This is a genomic window from Nonomuraea sp. NPDC049158 (assembly GCF_040648335.1).
In the GTDB taxonomy this organism is placed as follows: Bacteria; Actinomycetota; Actinomycetes; order Streptosporangiales; family Streptosporangiaceae; genus Nonomuraea.
Genome location: NZ_JBEZDM010000027.1, coordinates 119,308 through 146,299 on the forward strand (window position 1 = coordinate 119,308; position 26,992 = coordinate 146,299).

Annotated in this window: 28 protein-coding genes; 15 read left to right on the top strand and 13 right to left on the bottom strand. The window is 70.3% G+C overall.

What is annotated here, in order from left to right; genetic code table 11:
- Positions 1 to 6 precede the first annotated feature (6 nt).
- Entirely contained in the window at positions 7 to 825 is an 819-nt protein-coding gene (locus tag AB0B61_RS41045) for a class I SAM-dependent methyltransferase (protein ID WP_358444207.1), read from the top strand.
- 377 nt (positions 826 to 1,202) lie between these two features.
- On the opposite strand, the gene AB0B61_RS41050 is transcribed toward AB0B61_RS41045, so the two are convergent.
- Positions 1,203 to 2,372 carry an IS630 family transposase gene (locus tag AB0B61_RS41050; protein WP_358444210.1) on the bottom strand — a complete coding sequence of 390 codons (1,170 nt, stop codon included), beginning with the start codon at positions 2,370 to 2,372 and terminating at the stop codon, positions 1,203 to 1,205.
- Between the two features lie 179 nt (positions 2,373 to 2,551).
- Between AB0B61_RS41050 and AB0B61_RS41055 the strand changes: the two genes are divergently transcribed.
- Positions 2,552 to 2,755 (top strand): hypothetical protein, encoded by a 204-nt coding sequence (locus AB0B61_RS41055; RefSeq protein ID WP_358444213.1) that lies wholly within the window; start codon positions 2,552 to 2,554, stop codon positions 2,753 to 2,755.
- 248 nt (positions 2,756 to 3,003) lie between these two features.
- Here the strand turns inward: AB0B61_RS41055 and AB0B61_RS41060 are convergent, their stop codons facing one another.
- Positions 3,004 to 3,276, bottom strand: a complete 273-nt coding sequence (locus AB0B61_RS41060; RefSeq protein WP_358444216.1) for a winged helix-turn-helix domain-containing protein — start codon at positions 3,274 to 3,276, stop codon at positions 3,004 to 3,006.
- Positions 3,277 to 3,542: 266 nt separating this feature from the next.
- Here AB0B61_RS41060 and AB0B61_RS41065 point away from each other — a divergent pair, with 266 nt between their 5' ends.
- The 3 genes from AB0B61_RS41065 (at position 3,543) to AB0B61_RS41075 (ending at position 4,548) form a co-directional block, all read left to right on the top strand.
- Positions 3,543 to 3,764, top strand: coding sequence for a hypothetical protein (locus AB0B61_RS41065; RefSeq protein ID WP_358444219.1), 222 nt, complete (start codon positions 3,543 to 3,545; stop codon positions 3,762 to 3,764).
- A complete protein-coding gene (locus AB0B61_RS41070) occupies positions 3,761 to 4,054 on the top strand; it encodes a hypothetical protein (RefSeq protein WP_358444222.1) in 294 nt (97 codons plus the stop codon). Before AB0B61_RS41065 ends, AB0B61_RS41070 begins: the two co-directional genes overlap by 4 nt.
- A gap of 158 nt (positions 4,055 to 4,212) precedes the next feature.
- Positions 4,213 to 4,548 carry a hypothetical protein gene (locus tag AB0B61_RS41075; RefSeq protein WP_358444225.1) on the top strand — a complete coding sequence of 112 codons (336 nt, stop codon included), beginning with the start codon at positions 4,213 to 4,215 and terminating at the stop codon, positions 4,546 to 4,548.
- 113 nt (positions 4,549 to 4,661) lie between these two features.
- On the opposite strand, the gene AB0B61_RS41080 is transcribed toward AB0B61_RS41075, so the two are convergent.
- Positions 4,662 to 5,000, bottom strand: a complete 339-nt coding sequence (locus tag AB0B61_RS41080) for a hypothetical protein (RefSeq protein WP_358444228.1) — start codon at positions 4,998 to 5,000, stop codon at positions 4,662 to 4,664.
- A gap of 278 nt (positions 5,001 to 5,278) precedes the next feature.
- Here AB0B61_RS41080 and AB0B61_RS41085 point away from each other — a divergent pair, with 278 nt between their 5' ends.
- On the top strand, positions 5,279 to 5,434 hold the full coding sequence (locus tag AB0B61_RS41085; RefSeq protein WP_358444231.1) for a hypothetical protein: 156 nt from the start codon (positions 5,279 to 5,281) through the stop codon (positions 5,432 to 5,434).
- 347 nt (positions 5,435 to 5,781) lie between these two features.
- On the opposite strand, the gene AB0B61_RS41090 is transcribed toward AB0B61_RS41085, so the two are convergent.
- Both AB0B61_RS41090 and AB0B61_RS41095 read right to left on the bottom strand, forming a co-directional pair.
- Positions 5,782 to 6,048 (bottom strand): helix-turn-helix transcriptional regulator, encoded by a 267-nt coding sequence (locus tag AB0B61_RS41090; RefSeq protein WP_358444234.1) that lies wholly within the window; start codon positions 6,046 to 6,048, stop codon positions 5,782 to 5,784.
- A complete protein-coding gene (locus tag AB0B61_RS41095) occupies positions 5,985 to 7,151 on the bottom strand; it encodes a hypothetical protein (RefSeq protein WP_358444236.1) in 1,167 nt (388 codons plus the stop codon). Before AB0B61_RS41095 ends, AB0B61_RS41090 begins: the two co-directional genes overlap by 64 nt.
- Positions 7,152 to 7,160: 9 nt before the next feature.
- On the opposite strand from AB0B61_RS41095, the gene AB0B61_RS41100 reads away from it, so the two are divergent.
- Positions 7,161 to 7,319 (top strand): hypothetical protein, encoded by a 159-nt coding sequence (locus tag AB0B61_RS41100; protein ID WP_358444239.1) that lies wholly within the window; start codon positions 7,161 to 7,163, stop codon positions 7,317 to 7,319.
- Between the two features lie 671 nt (positions 7,320 to 7,990).
- Here AB0B61_RS41100 and AB0B61_RS41105 read toward each other — a convergent pair.
- From AB0B61_RS41105 to AB0B61_RS41115, 3 genes are all read right to left on the bottom strand, one after another.
- Positions 7,991 to 8,296, bottom strand: a complete 306-nt coding sequence (locus tag AB0B61_RS41105; RefSeq protein WP_358444242.1) for a hypothetical protein — start codon at positions 8,294 to 8,296, stop codon at positions 7,991 to 7,993.
- Positions 8,296 to 8,613, bottom strand: a complete 318-nt coding sequence (locus tag AB0B61_RS41110; RefSeq protein ID WP_358444245.1) for an AbrB/MazE/SpoVT family DNA-binding domain-containing protein — start codon at positions 8,611 to 8,613, stop codon at positions 8,296 to 8,298. Before AB0B61_RS41110 ends, AB0B61_RS41105 begins: the two co-directional genes overlap by 1 nt.
- A gap of 184 nt (positions 8,614 to 8,797) precedes the next feature.
- Positions 8,798 to 10,084, bottom strand: a complete 1,287-nt coding sequence (locus AB0B61_RS41115; protein WP_358444248.1) for an MFS transporter — start codon at positions 10,082 to 10,084, stop codon at positions 8,798 to 8,800.
- Between the two features lie 84 nt (positions 10,085 to 10,168).
- Here AB0B61_RS41115 and AB0B61_RS41120 point away from each other — a divergent pair, with 84 nt between their 5' ends.
- Positions 10,169 to 11,092 (top strand): LysR family transcriptional regulator, encoded by a 924-nt coding sequence (locus AB0B61_RS41120; RefSeq protein WP_358444251.1) that lies wholly within the window; start codon positions 10,169 to 10,171, stop codon positions 11,090 to 11,092.
- A gap of 54 nt (positions 11,093 to 11,146) precedes the next feature.
- Here AB0B61_RS41120 and AB0B61_RS41125 read toward each other — a convergent pair whose 3' ends face one another.
- From AB0B61_RS41125 to AB0B61_RS41135, 3 genes are all read right to left on the bottom strand, one after another.
- On the bottom strand, positions 11,147 to 11,689 hold the full coding sequence (locus AB0B61_RS41125) for a GNAT family N-acetyltransferase (RefSeq protein WP_358444254.1): 543 nt from the start codon (positions 11,687 to 11,689) through the stop codon (positions 11,147 to 11,149).
- Positions 11,690 to 11,710: 21 nt separating this feature from the next.
- Positions 11,711 to 12,745: a hypothetical protein gene (locus tag AB0B61_RS41130; protein WP_358444257.1), complete on the bottom strand. Its 1,035-nt coding sequence runs from the start codon at positions 12,743 to 12,745 to the stop codon at positions 11,711 to 11,713.
- A 71-nt stretch (positions 12,746 to 12,816) separates the two neighbouring features.
- Entirely contained in the window at positions 12,817 to 15,756 is a 2,940-nt protein-coding gene (locus AB0B61_RS41135) for a bifunctional [glutamine synthetase] adenylyltransferase/[glutamine synthetase]-adenylyl-L-tyrosine phosphorylase (RefSeq protein WP_358444260.1), read from the bottom strand.
- Between the two features lie 75 nt (positions 15,757 to 15,831).
- Here AB0B61_RS41135 and AB0B61_RS41140 point away from each other — a divergent pair, with 75 nt between their 5' ends.
- The gene (locus AB0B61_RS41140; RefSeq protein WP_358444263.1) at positions 15,832 to 16,371 is read left to right on the top strand and encodes an HXXEE domain-containing protein; all 540 of its coding nucleotides are present in this window, start codon (positions 15,832 to 15,834) and stop codon (positions 16,369 to 16,371) included.
- 9 nt (positions 16,372 to 16,380) lie between these two features.
- Here AB0B61_RS41140 and AB0B61_RS41145 read toward each other — a convergent pair whose 3' ends face one another.
- A complete protein-coding gene (locus AB0B61_RS41145; protein ID WP_358444266.1) occupies positions 16,381 to 17,088 on the bottom strand; it encodes a type 1 glutamine amidotransferase in 708 nt (235 codons plus the stop codon).
- 54 nt (positions 17,089 to 17,142) lie between these two features.
- On the opposite strand from AB0B61_RS41145, the gene AB0B61_RS41150 reads away from it, so the two are divergent.
- Entirely contained in the window at positions 17,143 to 20,559 is a 3,417-nt protein-coding gene (locus AB0B61_RS41150; RefSeq protein WP_358444269.1) for a serine/threonine-protein kinase, read from the top strand.
- A 9-nt stretch (positions 20,560 to 20,568) separates the two neighbouring features.
- Entirely contained in the window at positions 20,569 to 21,420 is an 852-nt protein-coding gene (locus AB0B61_RS41155) for an alpha/beta hydrolase (protein WP_358444272.1), read from the top strand.
- A gap of 14 nt (positions 21,421 to 21,434) precedes the next feature.
- Here the strand turns inward: AB0B61_RS41155 and AB0B61_RS41160 are convergent, their stop codons facing one another.
- Positions 21,435 to 22,154 (bottom strand): hypothetical protein, encoded by a 720-nt coding sequence (locus AB0B61_RS41160; RefSeq protein WP_358444275.1) that lies wholly within the window; start codon positions 22,152 to 22,154, stop codon positions 21,435 to 21,437.
- 233 nt (positions 22,155 to 22,387) lie between these two features.
- Between AB0B61_RS41160 and AB0B61_RS41165 the strand changes: the two genes are divergently transcribed.
- The 4 genes from AB0B61_RS41165 to AB0B61_RS41180 all read left to right on the top strand — a co-directional run bounded on the left by AB0B61_RS41165 (position 22,388) and on the right by AB0B61_RS41180 (position 26,977).
- Positions 22,388 to 23,629: a serine hydrolase domain-containing protein gene (locus AB0B61_RS41165; RefSeq protein ID WP_358444278.1), complete on the top strand. Its 1,242-nt coding sequence runs from the start codon at positions 22,388 to 22,390 to the stop codon at positions 23,627 to 23,629.
- Between the two features lie 90 nt (positions 23,630 to 23,719).
- On the top strand, positions 23,720 to 23,980 hold the full coding sequence (locus AB0B61_RS41170) for a hypothetical protein (RefSeq protein ID WP_358444281.1): 261 nt from the start codon (positions 23,720 to 23,722) through the stop codon (positions 23,978 to 23,980).
- A gap of 83 nt (positions 23,981 to 24,063) precedes the next feature.
- Positions 24,064 to 24,411 (top strand): hypothetical protein, encoded by a 348-nt coding sequence (locus tag AB0B61_RS41175; protein WP_358444283.1) that lies wholly within the window; start codon positions 24,064 to 24,066, stop codon positions 24,409 to 24,411.
- Between the two features lie 199 nt (positions 24,412 to 24,610).
- Positions 24,611 to 26,977 carry a WD40 repeat domain-containing protein gene (locus AB0B61_RS41180; protein WP_358444286.1) on the top strand — a complete coding sequence of 789 codons (2,367 nt, stop codon included), beginning with the start codon at positions 24,611 to 24,613 and terminating at the stop codon, positions 26,975 to 26,977.
- Positions 26,978 to 26,992: the final 15 nt, after the last annotated feature.

Consider the following 26,992-nt stretch of genomic DNA (forward strand, 5'->3'; position numbering starts at 1 on the left):
GACATCATGGGAGTGACCCTTCCTACACTGACCCCGCTGCAGGAAACCCTGTGGGTGACGCTGTGCGGCCGGGCGCTCGACAGCCGCCTGCCAAGCCCCATACTCGGCGACCGCATGGCCTACGAGATCATCCACAAGACCGGCTACGACCACCGCAAACTCCGCTGGAGCGCGGCCTCGGCCATCGACGTCGCCCAGCGCGCCAAGAAACTGGACGAGATCGCGCAGCGGTTCATCGCCCGCCACCCCGACGCGATCGGCATCGACCTGGGAGCCGGCCTCGACACCCGAGCCCTCCGCATCGACCCTCCATCGACAGCGGACTGGTACGACGTCGACTTTCCCGAGGTCGTGGACGCCCGGCACCGGATCATCCCGGAGCGGCCGCACACGCACACCATCGGCGCGGACCTGACCGAGCCCGGCTGGCTGGAGGCGCTGCCCGCCGACCGTCCCGCCGTGATCGTCGCCGACGGCGTGCTGCCCTTCCTCTCCCAGGAAGAGATGATCACGCTGCTGGACCGTCTCACCAGCCATTTTCCCAGTGGGGAGATCGCGTTCAACGTCTACACCCGATTCACCGTCTGGGCCGCGAGACACTACTCCGGCAGCCGGTTCCTGGTCCCCCTCTTCAAGTCCCCCGGCTTCGACCGCCTCGACCCCGTACGGTGGAACCCGCGACTGACCCTGATCCGGCACATCCTGCTCACCCGGGAGCCCGAGGTCGACCAGTTCCCGACGGCCCTGCGCCTGTGGACCCGCCTGTCGGCGCTCAGCGCGGCCTTCTCCAGGCTGGGCACCACGGTCGCGCACTACCGTTTCTGACGATTCCGGCCGGCGACTCACGCCGGGGTCGGGCATCCCGTCTTCTAGTTGTTCGCACAGCGTGTACAGCAACACCGCGTGAGGAACATGCGAGTTCCTGCCGTGCAAGGATCTGAACGCCTGGCAACTATTCGTGGAGACGGCCGGCCCATGCAGCGCTTGCAGCCGCCAGCCCGCACGGATTCAGCCGAAGCGACGACAGTTCAAGGCACCCGTTGGAACCGTGTCGAATGCCTCCGCCATCACCTTCCGAGACCACCGGCAGGGGAAGGTGGATGGTGCCGGGCTTGTATCGGTTTGCTGGAGTCCACACACCCAGCCGTCGAGGCAGCGCGTTCGACGTGGCTAAGTGGTCATCTGCGTAAATCTCTCAGGGGTTACGCGGCTGCGTCGAGTACGGCAGGCTGATGGTCGCAGCCGGTGGGCTGCTGGGAGTTCGACTCTTTCTGTTCGTGTCGCTCGATCCGGGCGGGCAGGTCCTCGAGATCGGCCGGGGTGAACTTCCATCTGAAGGGCCGGGCGGTCTCGTTGTAACGACGCTCGAAGGCGATCAGCCGGTCTTCGACCTGGTCAAGGCTGGTGAAGTCGTTGGGTGTGACGACCTTGCGCTGCACGATGGAGAAAAAGATCTCCACTTGATTCAGCCAGGACGCGTGCACGGGAGTGTGCACCATCACCGCGTTGGGAAACCGCGCGGTGAGCCGGTCGGCGACGGCCTTGCCGCGATGGGAGGAGCCATCGTCGACGATCCAGAACACCCGTTTGGCCGAGGCGTAGGGCTGCTGGGTCATGACCTGTTCGACCAGGTCCATGAACGGGACGATGCCGGTCTTGGGCGAGCAGCGGCCGAAGACGTGGGCGCGGTGGACGTCGTAGGCGGCCAGGTAGGCCAGCGCGCCGCCGCGGTCGTAGTCGTGGTTGATGCGCATCATCCGCGATCTGCCGGGCGGCAGCGTGGGGTGGCAGCGGCAGCGGGCCTGGATGGAGGTCTTCTCATCGGCGCTGATGACATACTCGTCGTCGCCGAGCGGGACGCCGTCCCAGGTGCGGGCGTACAACTCCAGCACGCGGGCGGCCTTGACGGCGAAGGCCGGGTCACGGATGAAGATCCACGACCGGTGTTGCCAGGGCTTGAGTGTGTCCTCGGCCAGGATCCGGCCCACCGTGGAGGCCGAGATCGTCGCTGTCAGGCCGCGGACGACGGCTTCGCGGGCCAGTTCGCTACTGCTCCACCGCGACAGCGGAGTCCCGGTCTCGGCCGGTAACTGGCAGGCCAGTGCCGTGATCTGAGCCCGCTGGAGCGCAGTGATACGCGGCGGGCGTCCCGGCCGGTGCCGGTCGGTCAGGCTTTCCATGCCTTGCTCGCTGTCGTAGCGGCCCCGCCACAGGCGGACCGTGTCCACGCCCACCCCGTGCCGGCGCGCGATGGCGTTGTTGGAGTGGCCGTGGGCGGCATCCAGCACGATCCTGACGCGGATCACCAGCTGATACGGGGCCGAATGGGAGTGGGCGAGCTGCTTGAGCCGCCGCCGCTCGGTGGCGGTCAAGATGATCTGACGGGCGCGGCAGCGGGGCACTCGGGGGCTTTCTGCGAGAGATCCACATGATGACCCGCCGACCTTGCCCGATCATGATCAGCTTGTGGTGATCTGACACGCCGAGCGGGCAGGATAGCCCTCGTGCCGACGATCCCCGCCTCCACCAAGACGTCCCTGGCGCAGCGGCTGTGGCTGCATGCCAAGGAGAACTGGCCGACAGCGCCCGGCTGCCGTGGATGCGGCTGCGCTACAGCGGCTCGGCTCACTACTGGGGACTGGCGATCCATACCCCCAGCAACGGCAAGTACCAACCCACCCCCTGGTTCATCGGCACCCCACAGGAAGCCCTCGACCTGGCCTGCGACCTCTACGTGACCCCCCTCACGGACTGACCACACCAGATCCGAAAGTCAACCCCCGAGAGACTTCCAGGCAAGGCCACTAAGCCGGGGTGATTGTCGGCTTCTCGGCACCCACGTTGGTCGATCCTCTGGCTTCCGGCCACGGGTTTCCGCATACCGCCAGCTTGGCGAAACACGGAAACCCAGTCGCCTCACTATGCTGGCCGTCGCCAGAAAGTGATCACCATGTTGCGACGACCCCTCGAATGCGCGCCCAACCAGGGTTCCGGGCCGTTCCCCTATTCAGCCGGGCGATCCTCTGGGCGCGTGATGTAGGTCCCCTTCGCGGGCAGCGTGACCACGAGTCCACGATCACGGAGCTCCTGTACGGCCCGCCTGATCGTGCCGAGCGCGACGCCGTACTCCTCGGCGAGGTCGCGCTCTCCAGACAACCTTGCGCCCGGCGAGAGTTCACCGGCCGCGATTCGCGCGGCGATGTGGTCGGCGACCTGGACGTAGACGTAGCTGGGCCCAGCCGCTTCGGGGTCGAAAGCGGGCACGTTGCTGCTCATACCGATCACCATAGAACTGTCCTGAGCAGCATAAATCCTCAGGCAGCGTCCTAGCGCTTCACACCGCTCTATACCGCGTGCTCTGGTTGGGGCCTCGGCCTCGCTCGAAATCGAAGCGAGCCCGCCCGGTGCGGGAACACCAGGCGGGCTCTTGGCACCCGGCCTACCAGGAGGTCCGGCACCATGACCCACACCGTAACGACTCCTCCCCCATATCAGCGCCTGGTCTGGCATCCGGCGTACGGCGAGCGCACAGCGAGCCGATCATGACGCGCGAAGAGCTGGCTGTGAGCTACCCGTCCTGGTCAATCTGGCGCGGCAGCTGCGGCGAGAAGCCGGGCGATTGGCACGCGACCAGGCGGGCGCACCGGATCACGCCGCAAGAGATCAACGCGGGCGTGTACATGACAGTAGATGCCCGCACCCTCGACGAGCTGGCCGACGTGCTCGACGACCAGGCGGCCAAGCTGGGAACCGTCCGGCCATGACCGCTGACGCGGTGACCAGCTATCACGGCCCGCACGCCGCTTCCCAACAGCCGGGCGCACAAGTGGTCACTTGGCTGAACCCCGACCCATTCGCCGAGCGCGTGCGGGTTGTGCGGCACACGTGCGAGTGCCGGGCACGGATCTACGAGCTGTGCGCGGCCGGTGGTCTGGTGTGGGTGCGTGTCACCGATCGCCTTGGACGAAGCACCGTCGTGAAGGAGACGCACCGATTCCGCACGCGTGAGGCTGAGGAGCTGTGGTTGAAGATCCTGCTCGGTCAGGCCCGATAGACCGGCGCGCCTGACACCTGGCCGCACTCTTCGAGGCCGCGTCCCGGCAACCCCCCAGATCAGGGGGGATGTGGATGGCCGGAATGCTGCCGACGATGGGAGTCAGTCGAACGAGTCGAACCCGACTCGCCAAGAGCTCGCCAAGACAAGGAGCCCCTATGTCCCAAGAGACCGTCGGCGTCATCCCGACCATCGAAGCCGACGCCCACGCACCCGCCGACCGGACGGGTACCGCCGCCGACGAGGCTCACGGCCGCAACGAACACTTCAGCGCCGCAGGAGAGGTCATCCTCCGCGCGGCGCTGGCCGGTGTGACACCTTTCACCCCGGTCACCGTCTCCATCACCGAGGTCGACGCCAACGGCCACCCCTTCATCGGCGGTGCCCGCATGACCGTGCATAACGTCCGCGCCTTCGAGGACGGCGTCGACACCCGGGTCAGCATCGAGTTCGACCGGCCTCTGCCAGTCAGGCTCAGCTACCTCTGGTCCTGACCGCACCCGCGGGGCACTCTGGGAAAGGCCATCGGCTGCCCCGTACAGGGCACAGTCGATGGCCTTTCGCATGCGTTCGATCCCGTACGGTACCCGCGTTCCGAGCAGGGCCTTCAGCCGGTCGAGTTCCTGTCCGTGCCGCGCGATGGTCGCCCGCTGAGCGTCAGCGCGCACATCACGGTTCCGGTAACCGCGCCGACGATCAGCAGGATCACCAGCGGGTTGACGTATCCGGGCACCAGATCGGTCGTGGTTCCATCCCGCCAATGGCACAGATGCCTGAGCGGGAACCAGGTCCATGAGATGGCCGGATAGCCCAAAGGCTTGCTGACACAGTATTCGCTGACGGGAGCCAACTCGAGAAATCGCCCCGCCCAGAATCCGTGTGCGTAGACGATGAGCGCGCCGACAGTGGAGAGGAACGCGACAGCGAACCAACGGGAAGCTCTCACAAATGCCCGACTTTACTGGGCCTGCTATTTTAGCTGGGGGTTCGCGTCAGTGATCCTGGTCACTATGAGCTCGCAGAAACCCGGCAGCAACGTCTCCAGCTTGTCGCCGGCCGCACGGTCGGGACGCCCCCGGGCGGACCGCATGAGCCACCCGCGGCCAACCGCAGCGATTGTTTCAACCTCCAACGCACCTCGTAGAACTACTGGAAACGGGACTTATGGTCCCGGCCGACCGACTTTCCCGGCGCCATTTCCCGCACACACCGTACTGTCAAGGCATGGGCACGACGGACGACGATGACGAGCAGAAAGAACACAGGCGCTGCGGCGCCTGTTTCGGCGAGAGCGGTAACTGGGAAGAGCCGAACGGGAAAAGCGACAAAGGGCGCAAGTGGACCAATTACCGTGCTCGCCGGGGGAGTGGTTGGCAATGACCGACCCCTCCACCTGCCTCGAATGCCATGGAACCGGCGAAGATCGGAACCTTCCCGGGTATGTGCTCAAATGCATGTGCTGCTACGGGAGAGGCATCGTAGGCGGTCCTAACGATCCAGAAGAGAACCCTCGACCCGCGCCGCCGGCACCACTCCCCGCGTGGCTGCATCCGGCGCTGCAGGGAACAGGGTTGTGCGGCTACTGTGTCGGCTCCGGCCTGGTCGCCCACGTCAACAAGGAGACCCGCCGTCTCACAGAAACATCCTGCCCAGCATGCGCGCCAGCACCGCCGCCCGTCGCCTTCTGACCCGCATCTCTCCGGCTCGGTGTGGGGCGTGGTGAAAGGTCAGCCGAAGTCGAGGTCGCGGAGTTCGGCGCGGGCGGAAATCCCGAGCTTGGGAAACGTCCAATACAGATGCGAGCCCACCGTCCGCGAGCTGAGGTGCATCCGGTCGCCGATCTCGCGATTGCTCAGCCCTTTGGACGCGAGCCTGGAGACCTCCAGTTCCTGCAGGCTGAGCAGGGCCGCGACCGCCCGGCTCTGGTGCGCTACGGCGCCGCCGGCCGCGCGGACCTGGACGACCGCGCCCCGGGCCCATGGTGTTGCGCCCAACGCCTCAAACGTCTCGCCGGATTCCCGCAGTATCGGCGGGCCTCGGTCCTGCGGTGGTTACGGCGCAGCCATTCCCCATAGAGAAGCTGGGTCCGCGCCCGGCCGAAGGGGTGCCGGTCGAGGCCGCCGCCCGCGAGTGCGCTTCGGTAGTGCGATTCGGCGTGCGCGTCGTCTGCCATGATCGCGAGATAGCGGTGGTTGCGGGCCAGGGCGGCGAGCCCTCCGATGCCGCCGGTCTGAGGTTCCATGGCCGCGGCGACCCGCCGGGCCAGTTCCGGATGTCCAGCGCGTACGGCGGCCTCAACGAAGTCCGGGAGCATCGCGAAGGCGACGAAGTCGTTGGATCGAGGTGAATCTCGCTCGACCAGGCGCCTCAACTCCGTGAACGCCTCCTTTGACATGTCTTCCCCCAGCCCCAGCAGCCCCAGGGCGCCGGTCGCGGTCGCCGCGGCGATGCGCTCGCGCAGCGGAAGCGCGATCTCCAGCGCCCGCCGGGCGAGCGTGCGGCATTCCGCGGCCTCGCCGCGCACGGCGGCGAACCGGGCCGAGTGGGCGAGGAAGTTGGCTGTCCATCCCCGCTGGCCTGTCTCGTAGCTCAACCGCAGGCCCTCCTCGGCATGCGCGGCCCCCTCGGCCCAGTGCCCGAGCCGGAACTCAATGTCGGCGTGGTAGTACAGCACCTCGGTCAGGAGCGCGGGAGAGCCTGCGGCGCGGACCCGGCGGCCGGTGGCTTCGGCGAGCCGGCGGGCCTGGTGATCGTCGGGCCCCATCCAGCCGATAACGGTCGCCCACATCCACTCCCGCTCACCGCCCCCGGCCTGAGCCATGGCGCCCGGCAGTTCCCACAGTTCGGCCCCGGTGATGACACCCTCATAGCCCTTGGGGAGGCCTTGGGCGGCGCGAAGGGTCGCCGGGGAGCAGTCCAGGTCGGTGATGCGCCTGGTCGCCAGCATCGTCGCCGCCATGTCTCCGGCGTGCAACGCCGATCCCGCCGCAAGGATGAGGATCCAGGCTGCCTCCTCGGGCTCGGCGAATGCCATGGGCTCGGCGCACCGCATCAGGTGTGAGTAGGCGATCGCGGGCAGCGGCGCTTCCCCGAGCACCGCAGGTGGATGATCCGCAGCTTCGCGCTGACCACATCCATCGTCGCGAGTCGTCTGTGGGCCGGGGTATTGCTCCTCATCCAGCTTCCGCGCCTCAACTCCGCCTACGGCGGCAACGAACAGGCGATGATCGAGGCGATCGGAGCCGCCGGTGTCTGGCTCAGCTAGGTCGTCAACCTGGTGATCGCGGAATGGTGGCTGGAATACACGAACCATGCCGGCAAGCCCAAGTCCCGCAGGCGCCCGCGGGGAAGCGTCGCGGCCGCATCCGTACCCGAGGGAGGACGTTCCGCGAGCTGAGCCGGGCGACCGTGTCCGAAGACCCGCTCGCGACCAACCCTGTCAACCATCTCATCGGGGAGGGTGAGTCTCCTCCCGAGCTGCCTGAAGCTCCGCCCCGGTGAGCGGGCCGTGGATCTCTTCACTGGCTCTGACGAGAGCTGCCAGGTTGTGGCGCTCAACCTGCCGTCTGACCGCTGCCTCTACCTGTGGGGATGCACCACGCTGGCGCGCTGATTCGATCAGGCTGGAGTGGAACGAGACCGAAACAGAGGCTGTGGGATCCACCTCGGGCATCTCAGCGGCTTCATCCATACACCGATTCTCGCAAGTGTTTGCCAGAGATAGCGGTCATGACGAAGAAGCGTGGCGGATGAGAACGAGTGGTCAAGAGCCACGAACGACATGGCCCCCGAGATCGCCGAAGCTCTCGGTGACGGCGGGCAGTGTCCGCCGGGCGGGGGCCACGACGCCGTAGCAGGCGCAGGTCAGTGTGGTCACGATGACAGTCACCGGCAAGGGGCCGCCGAGTCGGGCCACGCTGAGGGTAGGTACCGTCTCTACGGGCCGGGTGGCGGAGTGAAAATGTCGTGAGTGCCTATCCTGCGCCAGACGATGTGGACTTCACCGGGGATTCGCTCGTCACCGTAACCGAAGGTGGCTCGACCATCTGGGGCCCACGTCATCTCGAACACGCCCGGATATGCGGTCACTCCCTTCACGCGAAGCCCCCCGCGGAAAGGCCCGTCAGCGACGATGTCGGGGATGAACGCCTCGGTGATCACCTTACGGAATCGAGCCTGTTGCCCGGCAGTCAGCTTTCGCCAGTCCCGCTCGAAGCGGTCGGCCGTTTCGAAGGTGCGCATCAGGCGTCGTCGCCCGAATCGTCGTCGCCCGAGTCAAGGTGGGCGAACATGTCCTCAGCAGAGCGATGGAAGGTGGTACGGCCCGCAGTGATGTCAGCGGTCGCCTGCCCCTCACCGGCTTGCCATTCAGGCGTCCAGAACCACGCCTGATCGGCGGGGACCGACACGAAGCCGCGAATTGTCACGGTGCCGTCGTCGTGCACGGAGAACTCGACCTCGTCCCCTTCGCCGATGTGCAGCGCTCGGCGGATCTCATCGGGGAGGGTGAGCTGCGCCTTGGGGCGCACCTTGGCACGGGCCACTGACGTGACAGACACGATGGCTCCTCTAACTGTCGGATTTTCCAACAGTCCTACTCTACCCGGCGGGCGCGAGCCCCAAGTGCCCGGCTCCCTCTCCGATGGCCCTCACCGCCTTCGAGGCCGACCACGACTCGCTGCTCGAAGGAGGCGTCTTCACGTCTGACCTAATCGAGACGTGGTTTGCTAGAGGGGCCCGCGATTATTTCCTGGCGGAAAGCCCAACTGCCCCCGGTGAGTCGACAGCGGACACCGTGCGCCGAGCGCGGACCACGACGCCATAGCAGGCGCAGGTCAGTGCGGTCAGGATGGCGGCCACCGGCAGAGGGTGGGACAGGCCGCCGAGTACGGCCACGCCGAGGGTGGCGCCGACCTGACGGAAGGAGTTGAGCACACCGCCCGCCGTGCCCGCCGTACCGATCGGCGCGCTGGTGAGGATGCCGGCCATCAGCGCGGGCAGTACGAACGACAGCCCGAAACCCATCACGACCAGTCCTGGCGCCAGGAAATCGGTGAGCGAGACGCTCGCCAAGCCGATCGCGAGCAGGGCGAGGCCGCCGAGGATCGGCCGGCGGGGGCCGTAGCGGGCCACCAGACGGCCGGTGAGCAGCGGGTTCACCGTCATCGGGAGGGTGAGAGGCAGGAAGGCCAGCCCGGTGGCCAGCGGGGTCAGGTGGTGGGTGCCCTGCAGGGAGAGGGTCAGGACGAAGAGGGCGCCGGAGAAGGCGAAGTTCGCCACGGCGCCCGCGAGCAGTTCCGGCCAGGTCATGGCGAGCAGGCCGCCAGGCAGAGCGGGGGCGTGGCTGCGGCGCTCCACGAAGACCAGCGTGACCAGGGCGACCAGCGCCGACACCCCGGCGATCAATGACGAGTCGATCAGGGCTTCGGCGAGCAGGCCGAGGACCACGCAGGCCAGCGCCTGCACCCACCAGTCGATGAGCCGGTGCCCCCGGGGTGAGCGGACCCTTCGCATGGCCAGCAGGCTGATCAGGGCGATGGGCGGGTTGAGCAGGAAGACGGCTCGCCAGCCGTACAGGTCGACCAGGAGGCCGCCCAGCAGCGGGCCCGCGGCCAGGGCGGTGCCGGTGATGGCGGCCCACAGGCCGGTGGCGCGGGCGCGGGCGGCCGGGTCGGGGAAGAGTTCGGGCAGGAGGGCGAGTGAGCCGCCCGTGCAGAGCGCGCCCGCCACGCCGAGCAGGGCGCGCGCCGCGACCAGCGCGCCGAGATGAGGCGCCGCGGCGCTCAGTAGTGAGATCACGCCGAAGGCCGCCACGCCGATCTTGAAGATCCGGGCGGCGCCGTACCGGTCGGCGACCGCTCCCCCGGTGAGCAGGGACGCGGCGAAGGCGACGGTGTAGGCGTTCACCACCCATTGCTGTCCGGCCAGTGAGCCGCCGAGGGAGGCGCGGAGGTCGGGCAGGGCGATCGTGAGCACGGTCGTGTCGAGGATCACCAAGAAGTAGGCCAGGGAGAAACCGAACATCTTCATGCTCCGAAGCCTGCTAAAGCATGATATTTCCCCTCAACAGGCGCGACCGTAGGGGGCGTTCGGGAAAACCGTATGCTTGGCCGAATGGAGTTGCGTCAGTTGCGGGGGTTCGTGGCGGTGGCGGGGGCGGGTACTGTCACCGGCGCCGCGAACGCCCTCGGTCTTGCTCCCGCCTCCGTGTCCGAACAGGTGCGCAGGCTGGAGGACAGCCTCGGCGTCGCGCTCTTCGAGCGCACTCCCCAGGGCATGCGCCTGACCGGCCCAGGCGCCACCCTGCTCACGCGTGCGCAGGGCCTGCTCGACCATGCGGAGGAGGTACGGCGGGCGGTGGCCGGCGGGCGCCGGCGGGTTCGGATCGGGGCGCTGGAGATGCTGGCCGCGGCCAAGTTGGCCGCCGTGGTCCGCCGCCTGGCGGAGCGCCGTCCCGACCTCGAGGTGGAGGTACGCTCGCTCACCAGGCAGGCGCTGCTGTCAGAGGTGGCCGGCGGCGAGCTGGACGCGGCGCTGCTGCTCGACTCCGGTAGGCGGATCGGCGGCCTGGGGTTCACTCCGCCGCCCGATATGGACTTCCTGGACGTGGGTGAGGTCAGGCTGTACCTGGTCGCCGCGCCCGACGGTGACCGGGAGCCGCTGCTGGTGAGCCCGCCGGGCTGCTCGATCCGGCTGGCGGCCGATCAGTTGTTCGGCGCCCGGGTGCCGCGCAGGGAGCTGACCAGCATCGCCACAGCCCGCGAGTGGACCAGGCAGGGCTTCGGGCGGGCGCTCCTCCCCGACTTCGTGCTGGAGGCCGACCTGGCCTCCGGTGCACTGGTCCCGCTCGACTTCGCGACGGACACGGGCCGCGCCGCGAACACACTGACCCCGCTCGACTTCGCGGCGGAGACGGACCCCGCCTCCGGTGCACTGGTCCCGCCAGACTCCGACGCGCCGACACTGGCTCTGCGGCTGGTCTGGCTGCGTAGCCGCGAGGCCGCCCTGCGCGACGTGCTCTACGCGATGAGCGCCTGACCTGACCGCTTTTGAGCCGGTACGCGTACGACGCGGCACGGCAGCCGGTACGTACTACGCCATGAGCGCCTGACCGCGCCTGAGCCGGTACAGGACGTGCGGCCGTTGCGGGCTGTCCGCCGGGACCCGCGGGTGATAGAAGTCGTCAGCTATGTCCCGGGTCATGCCCAGGCGTTCCATGACCTTGCGCGAGCGGGTGTTCCGCACGGTCGTCATGGAGACGATCTCGTCCAGCCCCGCCACGTCGAACCCGTACCGTACGGCCTCCCGGGCCGCCTCGATCGCGTACCCGTGCCCCCACGCCACCTTGGCCAGCCGCCAGCCCACCTCGACCGCCGGGGTGAACGGCGCCTCGAACGTCTGCAGGACCAGCCCGGTGAACCCGATGAACTCGCCGCTCTCGCGCACCTCCAGCGCCCAGAGCCCGTAACCGTGGGCCTCGAAGCCCGCCTCGATCTTGTCGACGAAGCCGTCGCTCTGCGACCTGGTCAGCGGGGCCGGGAAGTGCTCCATCACCTCGGCGTCGGCGTTCATCGCCGCGAACGGTTCCCTGTCGTCGTCGCGCCATCTGCGCATGATGAGCCGTTCTGTCTCCATCGGCTCAACATTAGCCCAGATCTAACCGCGGCCGCGGAGGCCGGTGAGGCGGCGGAGCAGGTCCCACCAGAACGACGCGCCGAACAGCAGCGCCACGAACGTCAGCAGATAGCCGGGCCAGTGGCTGAGCGTGGTGAGACGGTTCCACCAGGCGGCGCCGTTCCAGTGGATGCTCGGCTCGCCCTCGGCCGGGATCGCGATGTTGACGATCGCGTGGTCGAACACCATGACCAGCGCGGGCTGGCTCAGCGTCTCAGTGATGCACGGCATCGGGTTGGACTGCGCGCACCGCTCCTTGAGCTCGCTGTAGGCGTCGGGCCCCGCCTCGGCCACGGCCGTCACCGAGGCGCGGAAGGCGTTGTCGCGCAGCAGGGTCTTGCCGTACTCGAGCCCGTCCATCGTGAACAGCAGCACCACCACCACGCCGAGCAGGGCCACCACCCACTTGACGTAGCGCTTGTAGAGCATCGACAGCCGCTGCATCTCGCCGTCGAACCACGTCTCCACGCCCTTCCGGAAGCGGTCCATGTCGCGCTGCGCGGAGTCCCACACGCCCTTGAGATGGCCGTAGAGCGGGCTGCCCATCGACTTGAGCTTGGCCAGCAGCCCCTCGACGCCGTCCTGCTCGCCGGCGGCCATCTCCATCAGCGCCACCGCGAAGCGTTCCGGCGGGATGTTGGCGATGCTGGTGCGGCCCCGCTTCGGGTGGTCGATCTCCTGGACCCGCTGGTAGAGCAGCTTTGTCACGGCGTCGTCGGCCCTGGTCTCCTGCTCGGGCGCCTGGGCCGCCTCGACCGGGGCCGGCTGGTCGCTGTGGACGGGCCGCGGATCACGGATGAAGGGCAGCCGCGCGAACACGTCGGCCACCTTGGCCGGCAACCACGACTTCCCCTGCGCGTCGCTGCCGTCCATGGTGTCGCGGAGATAGGCCCACAGGAACTTGCTGCGGATGCCCAGCAGCCGTACGAAAGCCTCGTTCAGCCCGCTGACCAGCAGCGACAGCAGGAGGAACGCCAGCACCAGACCTAACGCGAGGTCGACGTAAATGGAAAGCAAAATGGATCACCCCGCGCCTTGATACACCCGCCAGGGCCCGCCCGCACGGCCCGCAACCAACCTGTTACAGGTCAGGCACCGTAAAAGACCCGATCCACCACCTGGCGGGCCCGCCGGGTCACCCGGCGGTAGTCGTCCAGGAAGTCCTCCGAGCCCTCGGGCGGGTAACCGAGGATGCGCGCGATGAGCCTGCGCTCCCTGACGTCGGCCGGGACGCTGTCGCCGGGACGGCCCTTGACCAGCATGAGCGCGTCCCTGACGCGCGAGGCGAAGCGCCAGGCCGCCGCAAGTACGGCCGCGTCGGGGGCCGCGAGCAGGCCCTCCCCCTCGGCCGCGAGCAGCGCCTCCAAGGTACGGGTGGTCCGCAGCGCGGGGTGCCCGGCCGCGAAGCGCAGCTGCAGCAGCTGCGCCACCCACTCGACGTCCGACAGACCGCCGGGGCCCAGCTTGGTGTGCAGGGCCGGATCGGCGCCGCGTGGCAGCCGCTCCGCCTCCATGCGGGCCTTGAGCCGCCTGATCTCGCGTACGACGTCGTCGGGCAGGCCGTCGGGCGGGTAACGCAGGTCGTCGATCACGGCGACGAACTCGGCGCCCAGTGCGGCGTCACCGGCCGAGAAGCGGGCCCGCAGCAGCGCCTGCGCCTCCCAAGGGGACGACCAGCGCGCGTAATAGGCCTGGTAGGAGGCCAGCGTACGGACGAGCGGGCCCTGCCTGCCCTCGGGGCGCAGGTCGGGGTCGATGAGCAGCGGCGGGTCGGGGGCGGGGAGGGCGAGCAGGCGGCGCAGCTCGTTGGCGACCGCGTACGCGGCGTCGGTGGCGTCGCGTTCGGAGGCGCCGGGCACGGGCGAGTGGACGAACATCACGTCGGCGTCGCTGGCGTAGGAGGATTCCATGCCGCCGAGCCGTCCCATGGCGATCACCGCGAACCTGGTCGGCAGCGCCCCCCGCCGCTCCACCTCGACCTTGCCGATCGCCACGTCCAGCGCGGCCTGGATGGTCACGTCGTTCAGCGACGACAGCGCCACCCCCACCCGCTCAATGCTCATAAGTCCGGAAATATCGGCCACGGCCGTCCGGAACAGCTCCCTGCGCCGCAGCGCACGTACCGCCGCCACCGCCGACTCCATGTCCGACCCGTGCCTCGACACGGCGGCCGACGCCTCCTTCAGCAGCGCGTCCGGCGAGCGCGCGGCCAGGTCCTCGTCGGAGCCCAGCAGCCCGACGGCGTCGGGCGCGTTCAGCAGCAGCCCGGTCGCGTAGCGGCTGCTGCCGAGCACCCGCGCCATCCGCGCCGCCACGGCCGTCTCGTCGCGCAGCAGCCGCAGGTACCACGGCGTGGTGCCGAGCTTGTCGCTCACCTGGCGGAAGCCGAGCAGCCCCGCGTCCGGGTCGGGCGTGTCGGCGAACCAGCCGAGCATGACCGGCAGCAGCGTCCGCTGGATCGCCGCCCGCCGCGAGACGCCCGTGGTGAGGGCGGCGATGTGGCGCAGGGCGCCATTGGGGTCGACGTAGCCGAGCGCCGCCAGCCGGGCGGCCGCCGCGACGGTGGACAGCCGGGCCTCCGACTCGGGCAGCCGGGCCACGGCCTGCAGCAGCGGCCGGTAGAACAGCTTCTCGTGCAGCCGCCGCGCCTCCCTCGCGTGGCGCCGCCACCTGGCGGTGAACTCCCCCACCGGGTCGGCGTGCATGCCGAGCGCGCGGCCCAGCCGCCGCAGGTCGTCGGGGTCCGACGGCAGGACGTGCGTACGGCGCAGCCGGTGCAACTGCAGCAGATGCTCCACCTGGCGCAGGAAGGTGTACGCCTCGGCCAGCCCGCGCGAGTCGTCGCGGCCCACGTAGCCGCCACGGGAGAGCGCGGCCAGGGCCGGCAGGGTGGCCTTGCGCCGCAGCAGCGGATCCTGCCGCCCGTGCACCAGCTGCAGCAGCTGCACCGCGAACTCGATGTCCCGCAGCCCGCCGGGGCCCAGCTTGATCTGCCGCTCGCCCTCGGCCCGTACATGGGACTCGACGCGGCGGCGCATGGCCTGCACGTCCTCGACGAAGTGCTCCCGGGTCGCGGCCGACCAGACGAACTCGTTGACCGCCTCGACATAGGCCGAGCCCAGCGCCAGGTCGCCCGCCACCGGCCGCGCCTTGAGCAGCGCCTGGAACTCCCAGGTCTTGGCCCAGCGCCGGTAGTAGGCCAGATGGCTGGCCAGCGTGCGGACCAGCGGCCCGGCGCGCCCCTCGGGCCGCAGCCCGGCGTCGACCTCCCACAGCGCGCCCTCCGGGGTGGTCGCGGTGCAGGCCCGCATCATGGCCTGGGCCAGGCGGGTGGCGCCGCGCAGAGCCGCCGTCTCGTCGGCGCCCTCGCGCGGCTCGGCCACGAAGATCACGTCTACGTCGCTGATGTAGTTGAGCTCCCTGGCGCCCTGCTTGCCCATGCCGACCACCGCCAGCCGTACGTCACTCGCGTCGACCTCGGCCCGCGCGATGGCCAGCGCGGCCTCCAGCGCCGCGCCCGCGAGGTCGGACAGCTCGGCGGTGACGTCGGGCAGCCCGATCTTCCCGGTGAGGTCGCGCGCGGCCAGATGCAGCAGCCGCCCTCGGTAGGCGACCCGCAGCGCCACCAGCGCGTCGGGATCCGACGCGGTGGGCTCGTCCTCCTCCGGCTCGGCGCCGACGGAGCGCAGCAGCTCGGCCCGCGCGTCTCCCAATTCGGGCAGGGCCAGCAGCCCCACCTGCTCGGGATGGCGTACAAGGTGCTCCCCCAAGGCGGCGCTCACCCCGAGCACCGCGAGCACCCTGTCCTGGAGGTCTTCGTCCGCGCGCAGCGTGTCGAGCATGCGGGGCTCGCGCTCGGCCAGGCGGGTCAGCGAGGCGAGCGCCAAGTCGGGGTCAGACACGGCTACCAGTCCTTTGAGCAGGTCGTCCAGCTCTGTCCCCGACTGACGTACCAGGGTCGCGGCCCGCGCGCCGTCGGCGAAGCCGAGCTTGGCCAGGCGGGCGGCGGTGGACTCGATCCTCGGCACCACCCCATCTTGACAGCCCGTCACCCCCGAAGCCTAAAGTAGAACGCAACGTTGCGTTGCGTTTTGGAGGTGGAGATGGACGGCGTTCCGGCGACGGTGACGTGGGGGCTGCTCGCGGCCTGGGCGGCGCACGACGCGGAGGAGCTGGCCACGATGGCCCGCTGGACCCGCGAGAACCGGCCCGAGCTGGAGCGGCGCTACCCACGGGTCCCGTGGCGGCGGCTGGAGATGTCGCAGCGGCACGTGAACGTGGCGATCGGGCTGATGGGCGGCGTCGTGGCCGGGGCGTCGGCCCTGGGGGCGCGCACCGGAGGACGGAGCCCGGTGTTCCAGGCGGTGCTGGCCGGGTTCGGGCTGCACGGGGTGGGGCATCTGGCGCAGTCGGCGGTCGCGCGCGGCTACACGCCCGGCGTGGTGACGGCGCCGGTGGTGGTGATCCCGTTCACGGTGTGGGCGTGGCGGCGGCTCAAGGCGTCGGGGGTGCCGACGGCGGGCGGCGAGTCGGCCCTGGCCGGGCTGGCCGCGCTGCCCCTCGTCCTGGGCGGTGTCCACGCACTCGCCCACGCGCTCACCCGACCCGTACCGGCCGCCGGTAACCCGTCCAGCGGCCGGTAAGGAAACGGCTCAGGACATCGGCTCCCGGTCGAGGTCCGGCCGCGCCCTGTCGGCGGCCAGCCGCCCGAACGCCTCGGCCACCGGCCGCCAGGTGGCGACGAGCGCCTCCTCGGCCGCGCCGACCGCCGCGTTCAGCTCGCCGGCCGAGCCGAGGCCCGAGGCCGTGCTCCACGAGGTGAAGATCTCCGGCGTGGCCTCGGGGTGGAACTGCACAGCCCAGGCCGCCGTGCCGAGCCGGTACGCCTGGTTCGGATACGGTGTGCCCGTCATCAGCGGCACCGCCCCGTCGGGCAGCTGGGCTATCACGTCCTGGTGGAACTGGACGGCGACGGCCGTAGAGACACCGGACAGCAGCGGATCGGCGGCCGCGGCGGGCAGCGCGACCACCTCGCAGACGCCCACCTCCAGCCCCTCGCCGCCCCGCTCCACGGTGCCGCCGCAGGCCAGGGTCATCAGCTGCGCGCCGAGACAGATGGCCAGCGTGGGCGTACCGTCCTCGACGGAGCGGGCCAGCAGGTCACGGGTGGCGGGCAGCCACGGGGAGCGATCGTCCTCCCACGCGGCCGTCTCCCCGCCGAGCACGATCAGCCCGTCGGCGGCGCGCTCGGGAACCTCCTCGCCCAGGTACGGCCGTACGACGTCGCAAACCGGCCCCAGCCAGTCGCCCAGGTAGCCGAGGGATGCGTCTGCCTCATGCTCAATGACCGTAATCCTCATAAGGAGTAATTTATCCGCCCAAACTTTCGCCAAGCCGCATGCATCCAACTGCTCATGGACAAGTTGATCGACGGGGATCCCCAGCGGCTGGGGAACTACTGGCTGGCCGGGCGGCTCGGCACGGGCGGCCAGGGCGTGGTCTACGAGGGCTACGCCGAGGACGGCCGCCGGGTGGCGATCAAGGTGCTGCACGGCGACCAGCCGGCGCAACTGGCCAGGGAGGCGACCGCGGCGCGCCGGGTGGCCGGGTTCTGCACCGCGAGCGTCCTGGAGGCCGAGCTGGCGGGGCCCAGGCCGTACATCGTCAGCGAGTACGTCCAGGGCCCCAGCCTGCGCAAGGCCGTCACCGAGGGACGCCGCTTCGGCGGCGGCGAGCTGCACCGGCTGGCCACGGCCGTGGCGACCGCGCTGACCGCCATCCACGACGCCGGGGTGATCCACCGCGATCTGAAGCCCGACAACGTGCTGCTCGGTCCCGACGGGCCGAGGGTGATCGACTTCGGCGTGGCGCGGACCGCGGAGATGTCGCTCACCGCGACGGGCCTGGTGACGGGCACGCCCACGTACATGGCGCCCGAGGTGTTCGGCGGGCAGCGGGCCGGGACGCCCGCCGACGTGTTCGCCTGGGGCGCGATCATGGTCTACGCGGCGAGCGGCACCGACCCGTTCGAAGCCGAGAACCTGGGCGCGGTCATGCACCGGGTGCTGTCGGCCCGGCCCGACCTGAGCGTGCTGCCCGCCACGCTGCGCCCGCTGGTGGCCGCGGCGCTCAGTAAGGACCCGCTGGAGCGCCCGTCCGCTCGCGAGCTGCTGCTGGCCCTGGTGAGCGCCGAGGGCGGCCTCGACACCGGCCTGCTGCTCGCCGCCGGCGGCAGGGAGGCCGCGCGGGTGGGCGCCCCCGCCCACGATCCCGCGCTGGGCACGCTGGCCGAGGAGGCGTACGCGCTGCTGTCCGCGGAGGAGCGCGAACTCGCGCCCGAGGTCTTCCTCCGGCTGATCACGGTGAGCGAGCAGGGCGGCCTCGCGGTACGGCGGGCGGAGCTGGCCGAACTCGTCGAGGGCCGGCCGTTGCCCGAGGTCTCGTCGGTCACCCGGATCCTGGAGGTGTTCGGCTACCTGCTTTCCAGGGAAGGCGAGGAGGTCTGGCTGGCCCGCCCCGCCATGCCCCTCGCCTGGCCGCGCTTTCGCCGCTGGGTCGAGGCCAACCGGGACGGCCTGGCCGTGCACAAGGAGATCCTGATCGCCGCGCAGCGGTGGGCTCGGGCGGGGCGCAAAGACGGCGATCTGTTGCAGGGCAGCAGCCTGGAGAACGCGCTGCGGTGGGCGGCCACGGCTCGCAGGAACATCACCCTGTCCACCGCCGAACGCGACTTCCTCGACGCGGGCGCCGGTCTGACCAGGCGCAGGAGCAGGCGGACCAGGCTCGTCTCCCTCAGCCTGGCGGCCCTGCTGGTGATCTCGCTGCTCGCGACCGGCCTGGCCGTCCAGCAGAGCGCGCTCGCCGATGAGCGGGCCGATCGGATCGCCGCGCAGCGCGACCAGGCGCAGGCGGCGCGGCTGGCGCAGTTCGCGGGCACGCTGCGCAAGAGCGACCCGAGAGCGGCGATGCTGCTGAGCGTGGCCGCCTGGCGGCTGGACCGGACCCCGCAGACCAGGGCCGCGCTGACCGCTTCGCTGGCGCAGCGCGAGGTCGCCGCGTTCAGGGACCCCGCCGCCTCGGGTGACGCGCTGCGGCTGCTGAGCCACGACGGCAGGACGCTGGCCAGCGTGAGCGACGACGCGGTCAGGCTCTGGGACGTACGCACCGGCAAGCGGAGCGGCGGCATCGGCCGGCTGGGCCTGGCGGGCGAGCGGCCGCTGACCGCCGCACTCTCCCCCACCGGCCAGAACCTGCTGGTGGTTACCAACAAGCGGGCGCGGGTGTGGAACCTGCGCACTGGCAAGGCCGCCGGGACGTGGACATTCAGCCATGACGTGGGCGACGACACGGGCACATCGGTCGGCGTCCAGTACGGGACGACCGACCGGTACGCGCTGATCATCCTCGACCAGTACGAATACACCTGGGACCTGCGGACCGGCACCCGGGCGAAGAGCCCGCTCGCCACTCGCCCGGTCGTCTCACCCGACGGCAAGTCGGCGGTGCGGCTCGTGGGCGGAAAGCTGCGGATCACGTACCGCCCGGGCGGACAGACGGAGAATCTCGGGAACGAGGTGGACATCTGGAACGGCGGCGCGGTGACCTTCAGCGCCGACGGGCGGCTGCTCGCCTCGGCGACCGGGCAGAACATCCAGGTCTGGCGGGCATACGACCGGCTGCTCACCACGCTGACCCTGCCCGGCGGCACTGAGGACGATTCCGTGCCGCTGCCTCAGGTCGGCTTCGACGGCCACACCCTGCGCTATCTCAGCGAGGACCGCGTCCTCACCGTGGACCTGAGCGACTTCGCGGTGCGCGCGCCGAAACAGGCGCCCTCGTGGTCGTGGGCGAAGTTCGGTCCCGGCGCCCGGCAGGTCCTGAGATCCGAGGACGGCTACCAGGTCTTCCTCGCCGACCCGCGCGGGTCACTCGGCGCCCCGGTGATGAAGAGGCCCGATTCCGACCCGGCGGACGCCGCGGCGATCAGCCCCGACGGGCGGCTGGCCGCGGTGGGCGGCATCAGCGGGTTCACGGTCCTCGACAGCGGCACGCGGCGCACGCTCGCGCAGGCGGCGCCCCGCGGCGACCTGGCGGAATACGAGACCACTTTCCTGGCCTTCAGCCCCGACGGCACGAAGCTGGCCACCGGGCTGGAGTACAGCGACGAGGACGTGTCCCGCCGCTACGCGGTGAGCGTCTGGGACTGGAAATCGAAGCGCCAGCTGTGGTCGGCGAAGGTGGGCAAGGTACATGACGCCGACTTCTCCCCCGACGGCAAGGTACTGGCGGTGGGGTCCGGCGAGCAGTACCTGTTCGACGCGGCGTCGGGCCGGCGGCTGGGCAAGCCGTTCGGGGGCACCGGCCAGGGCACGACCGTCACCGACGTGGTCTTCACCCACGACGGCAGGTCACTGGCGGTCGTGGACTCCCGCGGTCGCGTGAGCGTCTACGACACCGCCACCGGGAAGCGGGCCCGCCAGGCCGCCCTGGGCCGGCTCGAGGGCGGGGACGTCGCGGTCAGGTCACCCAGCGAGGACGTGGTCGCGCTGGTCACGCGCGACCACCGTTTACGGCTCGTCGACCTGGCCGCCGGCGCGGACCTGGGCACGCTCGACGACGGCGACGGCAGCAACGGCGACCTTTACGGCCCGGCGTTCACCGCCGACGGCTCGGGAGTGCTCACCCTGGACGAGGCAGGGGCCCTACGCGAGCGGCCGGTCGAGCCGGGCAAGATGGTGGCCGCGATCTGCGCCCGCGCCGGCCGGTCGCTGAGCCCCGGCGAGTGGCGAAGCTTCGTGCCAGGACTGCCTTACCAGAAGGTTTGTCCTTAAGATCCGGCTATGAGACTCGACGAGGTCGACGGCCTGCGGGTCGCCACGTTCGGCACGGGACCACGCCTGATCATCGCGGTGCACGGGATCACCGCCTCGCTGATGGCCTGGGGCGCGGTGGCGCGGCTGCTGCCCGCCGACTGGTCTCTGGTCGCGATGGACCTGCGCGGTCGCGGGCACAGCGCCGCGCTGCCCGGCCCGTACGGGCTGACCCGGCACGCGGAAGACGTTCTGCGCGTGGCCGACCACGTGGGCACGGGCCCCGAGGCCGTGCTGACCGGGCACTCCATGGGCGCCTACGTCGCCGCGCTGGCCGGCGCCGAACGCGACTTCGCCCGCGTGGTGCTGGTCGACGGCGGCCTCCCGCTGCCGCTGCCCGAGGGCGCCGACCCGGACGCGGTCCTGGAGGCCACCCTGGGACCGGCCGTGGAACGGCTGCGCCGGACGTTCCCTACACCGGAGGCGTACGTCGGCTTCTTCATGGCGCACCCGGCCTTCCTCGACCACTGGAACGCCGACGCCGAGGCGTACGTGCGCTATGACCTGACCGGCACCGAGGGCGCGCTGCGCTCACGCGTGGCCGGTGACGCGGTGCGCGAGGACGGGCGGTGGATGCTCACCGAGTCAGAGCGCATCGGCGCGGCGCTGAGCGCGATCAGGGCGCCGCTCTCGCTGATCAGGGCGCCGCGCGGGCTGCTCAATCAGGACACCGGCATGCTGCCCGACGCGCTGGCCACCACGTGGACCGCGCGCCTACCGGGGCTCGCCGACGAGGTGATCCCCGACTGCAACCACTACACGATCATGTTCGACGAGCGCTGCGCGTCGGTCGTCGCCGACCGGCTCACGTCCGGTTCCTGAAACCTCGATGCGCCTCAGGCCTCGCGGGGAGCGATCCAGGTGGCGCGGGCGGCGGCCACCAGGGTGCCGTCCACCTCGTAGATCGCGCTCTCGCCGAACAGCTTGCGCCCCTCGCGGCCGGTCGCGCGGGCCACGACGGAGTAGGCCCCGCCCGCGTACAGCCGCCGATGGATCTGTACGGCCAGCCGCCCGAGCAGCGCCGACTCGCCGGGCCCGAAGTGGGCCCAGCCGGTGATGCAGTCGAGCGCCGCCCCCACCACGGAGGCGGGCACGCCGTCCTCGTCGGCCACCGTGAACGGCACCCGCCAGCCGGCGGCCACCAGATCGGTCCCCTCGACCGGGCCGGGGAAGATCCGCAGCCCGTCACCCGGCTCGCGCAGCCCGCACGCGAAGCACTCGGGGAAGGCGTGACCCCGCCAGCCGGGGAAACCGGCCTCGGCGCGGGCGGCGTCGTTGAACGGCACGAACTCGGGGGCCGTCAGGTCTTCGGCCACCGGGATGGCCTCGACCAGCAGCTTGTCGCCCTCGTGAAGGGAGACCGTGTTGGCGACGTGCTCCAGGCACAGGTCGGTCTCCAGCGGGGTGGGCGCGTGCAGCGTGACCTCGACCGCCGATCTGTCGCCGCCCAAGGCCTCCGCCATGGTGCCGGCTATCCAGCCGCCGTTGGCGACTCCAGCCGGGCCCCTGAAACGCTCAGGAACGGTCAACACGGTCTGCAGGGCAGCCGTCGTCATGCCACACCCTCCAACATCGCCCAAATGGCGAAATATCCGAAAAGTCGTTTTGGAACGAGCCGATTTTAACGGACGATCAGTTTCCCACACCCTGACGGGGTCTTTGCCCACCGCATAACCCTCGCGGGGCCGTAGAACTTCCCAGCGGGAGACCCGGGCTGCGCCGGATCCTCCATGTCCGTAAGATACGGGCCCAACTTTGCACGGACGTTACCTAGGAGTCAGAAGTGACAATGCTCACTCGTAGAAGCTTGCTCAAAGCGGGGGCCGTTGCCGTACCCGCTGCCGCGTTGACGGCTCGGCCGGCGCTCGCCGCACCCGTTCCGGTGGTGGAGACGTCGGGGACCGCTCCCGCGTCCTTGGCCGGGTTCGACAACGTGATCAAGACCTTTGTGAAGGAACGCGAGATCTCCTGCGCCCAGTTGGCGGTCATGAAGAGCGGAAAGATCGTCCTGGCCCGCGGTTATCGCTACAGCACCGGCGCCCAGGCGATCCCCGCCGTCACCCCGACGTCGTTGTTCCGCATCGCCAGCCTGAGCAAGAACATCACCTCCGCCGCCATCATGCGGCTGGTGCAGGACGGCAAGCTGAGCCTTTCGGCCAAGGTGACCACGCTGCTCGGCCTCACCCCCGCCGACACCCGGATGAACCAGGTCACCGTGCTCCGGCTGATGCAGCACCTGGGCGGCTGGGACCGCGACACCTCCAAGCAGGACCAGCTCTGGCTGGACCACACGATCTCGGCCGCGCTGGACGTGCCGCTGCCGATCGGGCACGCCGAGATCATCAAGTACGCCACCGGCCGGCAGCTCGACTTCGCCCCCGGCTCGAAGATGGTCTACAGCAACTACGGCTACATGCTGCTCGGCCGGATCATCGAGAAGGTGTCGGGCATGTCGTACGAGACGTACGTCAAGACCAAGCTGCTCAAGCCCCTCGGCATCACCCGGATGCGCCTCGGCAAGAGCCTCAGGACCGAGGCGGCGTCCGGTGAGGTGATGTACCAGTCCCAGTACACGAACAAGACCGTCATGGACGAGTCGGGCACCGTCGTGCCGTACCCGTACGGCGGCTTCAACATGCCCAACCAGGACGCCAACGGCGGCTGGCTGGCCTCGGCCGTGGACCTCGTCCGCTGGACGCTCGCCTTCGACCGGCCGGGCACGGTGCTGAGCACGGCGTCGATCGCCAAGCTGTTCGCCAAGCCGGAGACCGGCGTCACCTCCTCCGGCTCCTGGTACGGCGGCGGCTGGTGGGTCCGTCAGGTGACCGGGCACCTCAACACCTGGCACAACGGCTCGATGCCGGGCACGTTCTCGTACCTGGCGCGGCTGCAGAACGGCTGGAGCTACGCGGCGGTGTTCAACCGGCGCGAGGAGACGGGGACGCCGGACTTCGACGTGATCGACGGCCAGATGAACGCCGTCAAGATCACCACCTGGCCGACGACGGACCTGACCTCGAAGTACTTCTGATCCGACGTGCCGCCCCTCGGTCGAGGGGCGGCCCTTGCCCGAATCGCGGCCCTGGCCGAGGGGTGACCCTGGCCGGTCGAGGCGCGGCCCTTGGCGAGGGGCACTGCGGACGAGGCCAGCGCGGCTGCGGCCGAACTGGGTGCCGACCTCACCACTTTCTGGGACCGCGTCGCCGCGAACGGCCCGCGCGTCCCACCCGCCTGGCTCGGCCACGGCGGCTGGCCCGCCCTGTGGAGCCGAGCCGCCAGGAACACCCGCAGAACCGCCCTCATGACCTGCGGACCGGCCCCCAGCGAGCCGGTACTCAGGCCTGCGGCCGGTCGGCCCCACGAGGCCGCGGCCTGCGACTGAAGTATCCAGACGGGGGTAGTTCAGCAGGTGATGTGGACTGCGACGTCTCCCCGGCAGTGCCTCGCGCGTGTTGGAGGGAAGCCATGAAATTCATCATCGCCGCCGCCGGGTTGTGGCTGCTCCCCATGTTCGGAACGATGCCCTCTTGGGATGGCGACCGCCACCAGGTCAGCGAATCCCAGTACGAGGTCCTGATCCATCAATGCAGTTTCGCCAACACATCGCAGGCACGTTCGGAGTGCCGCGCGGCCGTCAGGGCGAACTACCGCGTCGGGCAGGCCGACCCCTCGCTGGACTGCCGTACCTATTCCAGCGTGACCGTCTGCGGCATGTTGCAGCTGAGCCGGAACGAACGCGCATGCGTGCGGGATTCCGTGGCCAAGCATCTGTCGTATCGCCGAGCCGAAGTGGAGTGCTACGCGTTCCAGTGACCGCGTTCCAGTGACCGCCGCGCCATCCACCCGAGCCGGCGCTCGGGGACCCAGTGACGCGCCGACTCCACCGGGGAGAGGAGATGAGCGGCTGCGTAGATGATCACGATTTGGCGAAGCCCGCCGTGCCTTGGCGATCACGATCATTAGGTTCTGATCGAGCGCACGAGGATCGAGCGCACGAGGAGGGACAGCGACGATGCCGCTCGATCTCACCTCGTTGACCAAGGCCGGTCCGGCGCCCCCGCACGGCGCACTCGGTGGGGCATGGCCACCGGCCCTGCTGCGGGCCTATCGCCGGGCGCTCCCGCGGCTCCGCGCTCTGCCCGGCCCCGAACGGCTCGAGTACCTGCGTGCGACCGCCGCGGCCGAAGAACCGGAGGCCCTGGCGGCATTGGACGCGGCAGAGCCGCGGAGGACGTGGATCCTGGCGTGGGAGACCGGCGAGCAGCCCACGGCCTTCCACGTGTGCCCGGCCCGGCACGACGGCCCGGTCTGGGCGGTGGCGGTAGGCGAGTACGAGGGCCGCACGTTCGTGGCCAGCGGCGGCGACGACCACGTGGTACGGCTTCGCGCCGTGTCCGACCCGTCCGGGCCGGACTCGGAGGGCCGTTCCGGCCAGTCTGCGCCGCACCTGGAGGGCCATCCCGACCAGTCCGACGCGAACCCGCCGAACCGTCCCGACCAGTCCGACGCAGACCTGGAAGGCCATGCGGCGAGCGTTCGTGCCCTGGCGTTCGGCGCTGTGGACGGTCGCCCGGTGCTGGCCGGCGGCGACCACGGTGGCACGATCCGTACCTGGAATCCGCTCACCGGAGCGAGCGGATTCACCCGCGACCTGACCGGCGGCTACCCGACGGCCCTGGCCTTCGTCGAGGCCGAGGGCGGGCGGACGCTGCTCGCCGTGGCGGTCGGCTTCCACAACCGCGGCTACCCGGAGGACGACGAGGACGGGCGCGTCGACCTGCTGGATCCGGCCACCGGCGAGCTCGTGCGCGAGTTGCGCGCCGAGGAGAGGGACGCGGTACTCGACCTCGGGGTGGCGAAGCTGGGCGAGCGGACGGTGCTGGCCAGCCTGTCCCCGTACGAGCTGCATGTGTGGGACGTCGCCACCGGCGAGCGGCTGGGCACAGCCGAACTGGACGACGTCTGGCCGGACATGGAGCAGGACGGGCTCACTCCGCCCCTGCTCATGGGCGAGTGGAACGGGCGGCCCGAAGTCGGCGTGGTGGCCCGGATCGAACATCCGCCGGACTACACGGCGCAAAGCCGCGAGCTAGTCTACCTGAAACTGGACAACCTCCGCGACAGGTCCCGCAGTCGGGGGTTCGACCGCGACCAGGGACCGGTGGCCATGACGACCCACGCCGGGCGGAACGTCATGCTCGTGGCGAACCACACCGACACCGGCAAGGAGTGGGAACGGCCCGCGAAGGCGGTGATCACGCGCCCGGGCCACGGTACGGACATCGACCTGGACGCCGACACCCGCCTGATCACGACCGCCGCCTTCGGCAGCCTGGCGGGACGTCTCTGCCTGGCCACGGGCGGCCTCGACGGGACGGTGCAGGTGTGGGACGCGCAGACGCCGCACCAGCACCGGCGGACCGGCTACGGCGGGTCAGGGCTGGCGCTGGTCAGCACGGCGCAGGGCGCGCCCGCCCTGGCCGTCGGCACGCACAGCGACACCGTGCTCGTGGTGGACGCGGCGAACGGCGAGAAGATCGGCTCGGTGGGCTGCCGCCAGAGCGGCCGCAATCACGACTGCGACATCTCTCCCTACGACCACTGCTGCCGGGGGCTGGCGGCCGGGAACGTGGCCGGTCGGCCGTCCATCGCGAGCAGTGGCTGTGCCGCGTACGGCACCATGCTGTGGCAGCCGCTGAGCAAGATCCGCGGGATCGCGCGCAAGGACGACGCCGAGGGCGGCCGGGTCACCTTCGGCGGCCTGGACCACTCCTCACCCACCGCGCTGGCCTTCGGCGAGGTCGACGGCCGGGCGCTGCTCGCCGCCGGCGCCGAGGTGTGGGACCCGGTCACGCACGAGTGCGTGGCCAAGCTGTCCAGGTGGGGGTTCGCGCTCAGCGAGAGCGCCTTCGGCCGGGCCGATGATCAGCCGGTGCTGGCCACCCGGCGCGACAACGAGGTGGACCTGTGGAACCCGCTGACCGGCCGGCACATCCGGACGCTCGGCGTGGACGACGCCGGTGCGGGTCTGGCCATGGGCCGCATCGCCGATCACGACGTGCTCGCCGTCGGCAGCGGGAGGTATGTGCACCTGTGGGACACCACCGCCGGAGAGCGCCGGGAGTGGGTCCCGCACACCTCGACCGTCACCTGCCTGAGCCTGGTCGGGCACGATGATCGGCTCCTGCTGGTGACCGGAACCGAGGACGGCACGATGACCCTGTGGGACGCCGCCGCCCCGCGGCACCGGGTGGCCGTCCTGGGCGCGTTCGCCCGCCCGGTACGCTCCGTGGCCGCGGCGACCATCCACGGGAGGCTGTACGTGTACGGCCAGTCCCGCTACGGCCGCGTACTCGCCTGGCGCGTCGACGCCCTTTGACGACGCGAGCGGCCC

Excerpts from the sequence above, each read along its gene's own strand:
- AB0B61_RS41150 (WP_358444269.1), top strand. The coding sequence starts at position 17,143 with ATGGACAAGTTGATCGACGGGGATCCCCAGCGGCTGGGGAACTACTGG.
- AB0B61_RS41045 (WP_358444207.1), top strand. The coding sequence starts at position 7 with ATGGGAGTGACCCTTCCTACACTGACCCCGCTGCAGGAAACCCTGTGG.
- AB0B61_RS41160 (WP_358444275.1), bottom strand. The coding sequence starts at position 22,154 with ATGACGACGGCTGCCCTGCAGACCGTGTTGACCGTTCCTGAGCGTTTC.
- AB0B61_RS41100 (WP_358444239.1), top strand. The coding sequence starts at position 7,161 with ATGATCCGCAGCTTCGCGCTGACCACATCCATCGTCGCGAGTCGTCTG.
- AB0B61_RS41145 (WP_358444266.1), bottom strand. The coding sequence starts at position 17,088 with ATGAGGATTACGGTCATTGAGCATGAGGCAGACGCATCCCTCGGCTAC.
- AB0B61_RS41105 (WP_358444242.1), bottom strand. The coding sequence starts at position 8,296 with ATGCGCACCTTCGAAACGGCCGACCGCTTCGAGCGGGACTGGCGAAAG.
- AB0B61_RS41085 (WP_358444231.1), top strand. The coding sequence starts at position 5,279 with ATGGGCACGACGGACGACGATGACGAGCAGAAAGAACACAGGCGCTGC.
- AB0B61_RS41060 (WP_358444216.1), bottom strand. The coding sequence starts at position 3,276 with ATGAGCAGCAACGTGCCCGCTTTCGACCCCGAAGCGGCTGGGCCCAGC.
- AB0B61_RS41165 (WP_358444278.1), top strand. The coding sequence starts at position 22,388 with ATGCTCACTCGTAGAAGCTTGCTCAAAGCGGGGGCCGTTGCCGTACCC.
- AB0B61_RS41115 (WP_358444248.1), bottom strand. The coding sequence starts at position 10,084 with ATGAAGATGTTCGGTTTCTCCCTGGCCTACTTCTTGGTGATCCTCGAC.
- AB0B61_RS41120 (WP_358444251.1), top strand. The coding sequence starts at position 10,169 with ATGGAGTTGCGTCAGTTGCGGGGGTTCGTGGCGGTGGCGGGGGCGGGT.
- AB0B61_RS41065 (WP_358444219.1), top strand. The coding sequence starts at position 3,543 with ATGACGCGCGAAGAGCTGGCTGTGAGCTACCCGTCCTGGTCAATCTGG.
- AB0B61_RS41075 (WP_358444225.1), top strand. The coding sequence starts at position 4,213 with ATGTCCCAAGAGACCGTCGGCGTCATCCCGACCATCGAAGCCGACGCC.
- AB0B61_RS41070 (WP_358444222.1), top strand. The coding sequence starts at position 3,761 with ATGACCGCTGACGCGGTGACCAGCTATCACGGCCCGCACGCCGCTTCC.
- AB0B61_RS41180 (WP_358444286.1), top strand. The coding sequence starts at position 24,611 with ATGCCGCTCGATCTCACCTCGTTGACCAAGGCCGGTCCGGCGCCCCCG.
- AB0B61_RS41140 (WP_358444263.1), top strand. The coding sequence starts at position 15,832 with ATGGACGGCGTTCCGGCGACGGTGACGTGGGGGCTGCTCGCGGCCTGG.
- AB0B61_RS41155 (WP_358444272.1), top strand. The coding sequence starts at position 20,569 with ATGAGACTCGACGAGGTCGACGGCCTGCGGGTCGCCACGTTCGGCACG.
- AB0B61_RS41125 (WP_358444254.1), bottom strand. The coding sequence starts at position 11,689 with ATGGAGACAGAACGGCTCATCATGCGCAGATGGCGCGACGACGACAGG.
- AB0B61_RS41175 (WP_358444283.1), top strand. The coding sequence starts at position 24,064 with ATGAAATTCATCATCGCCGCCGCCGGGTTGTGGCTGCTCCCCATGTTC.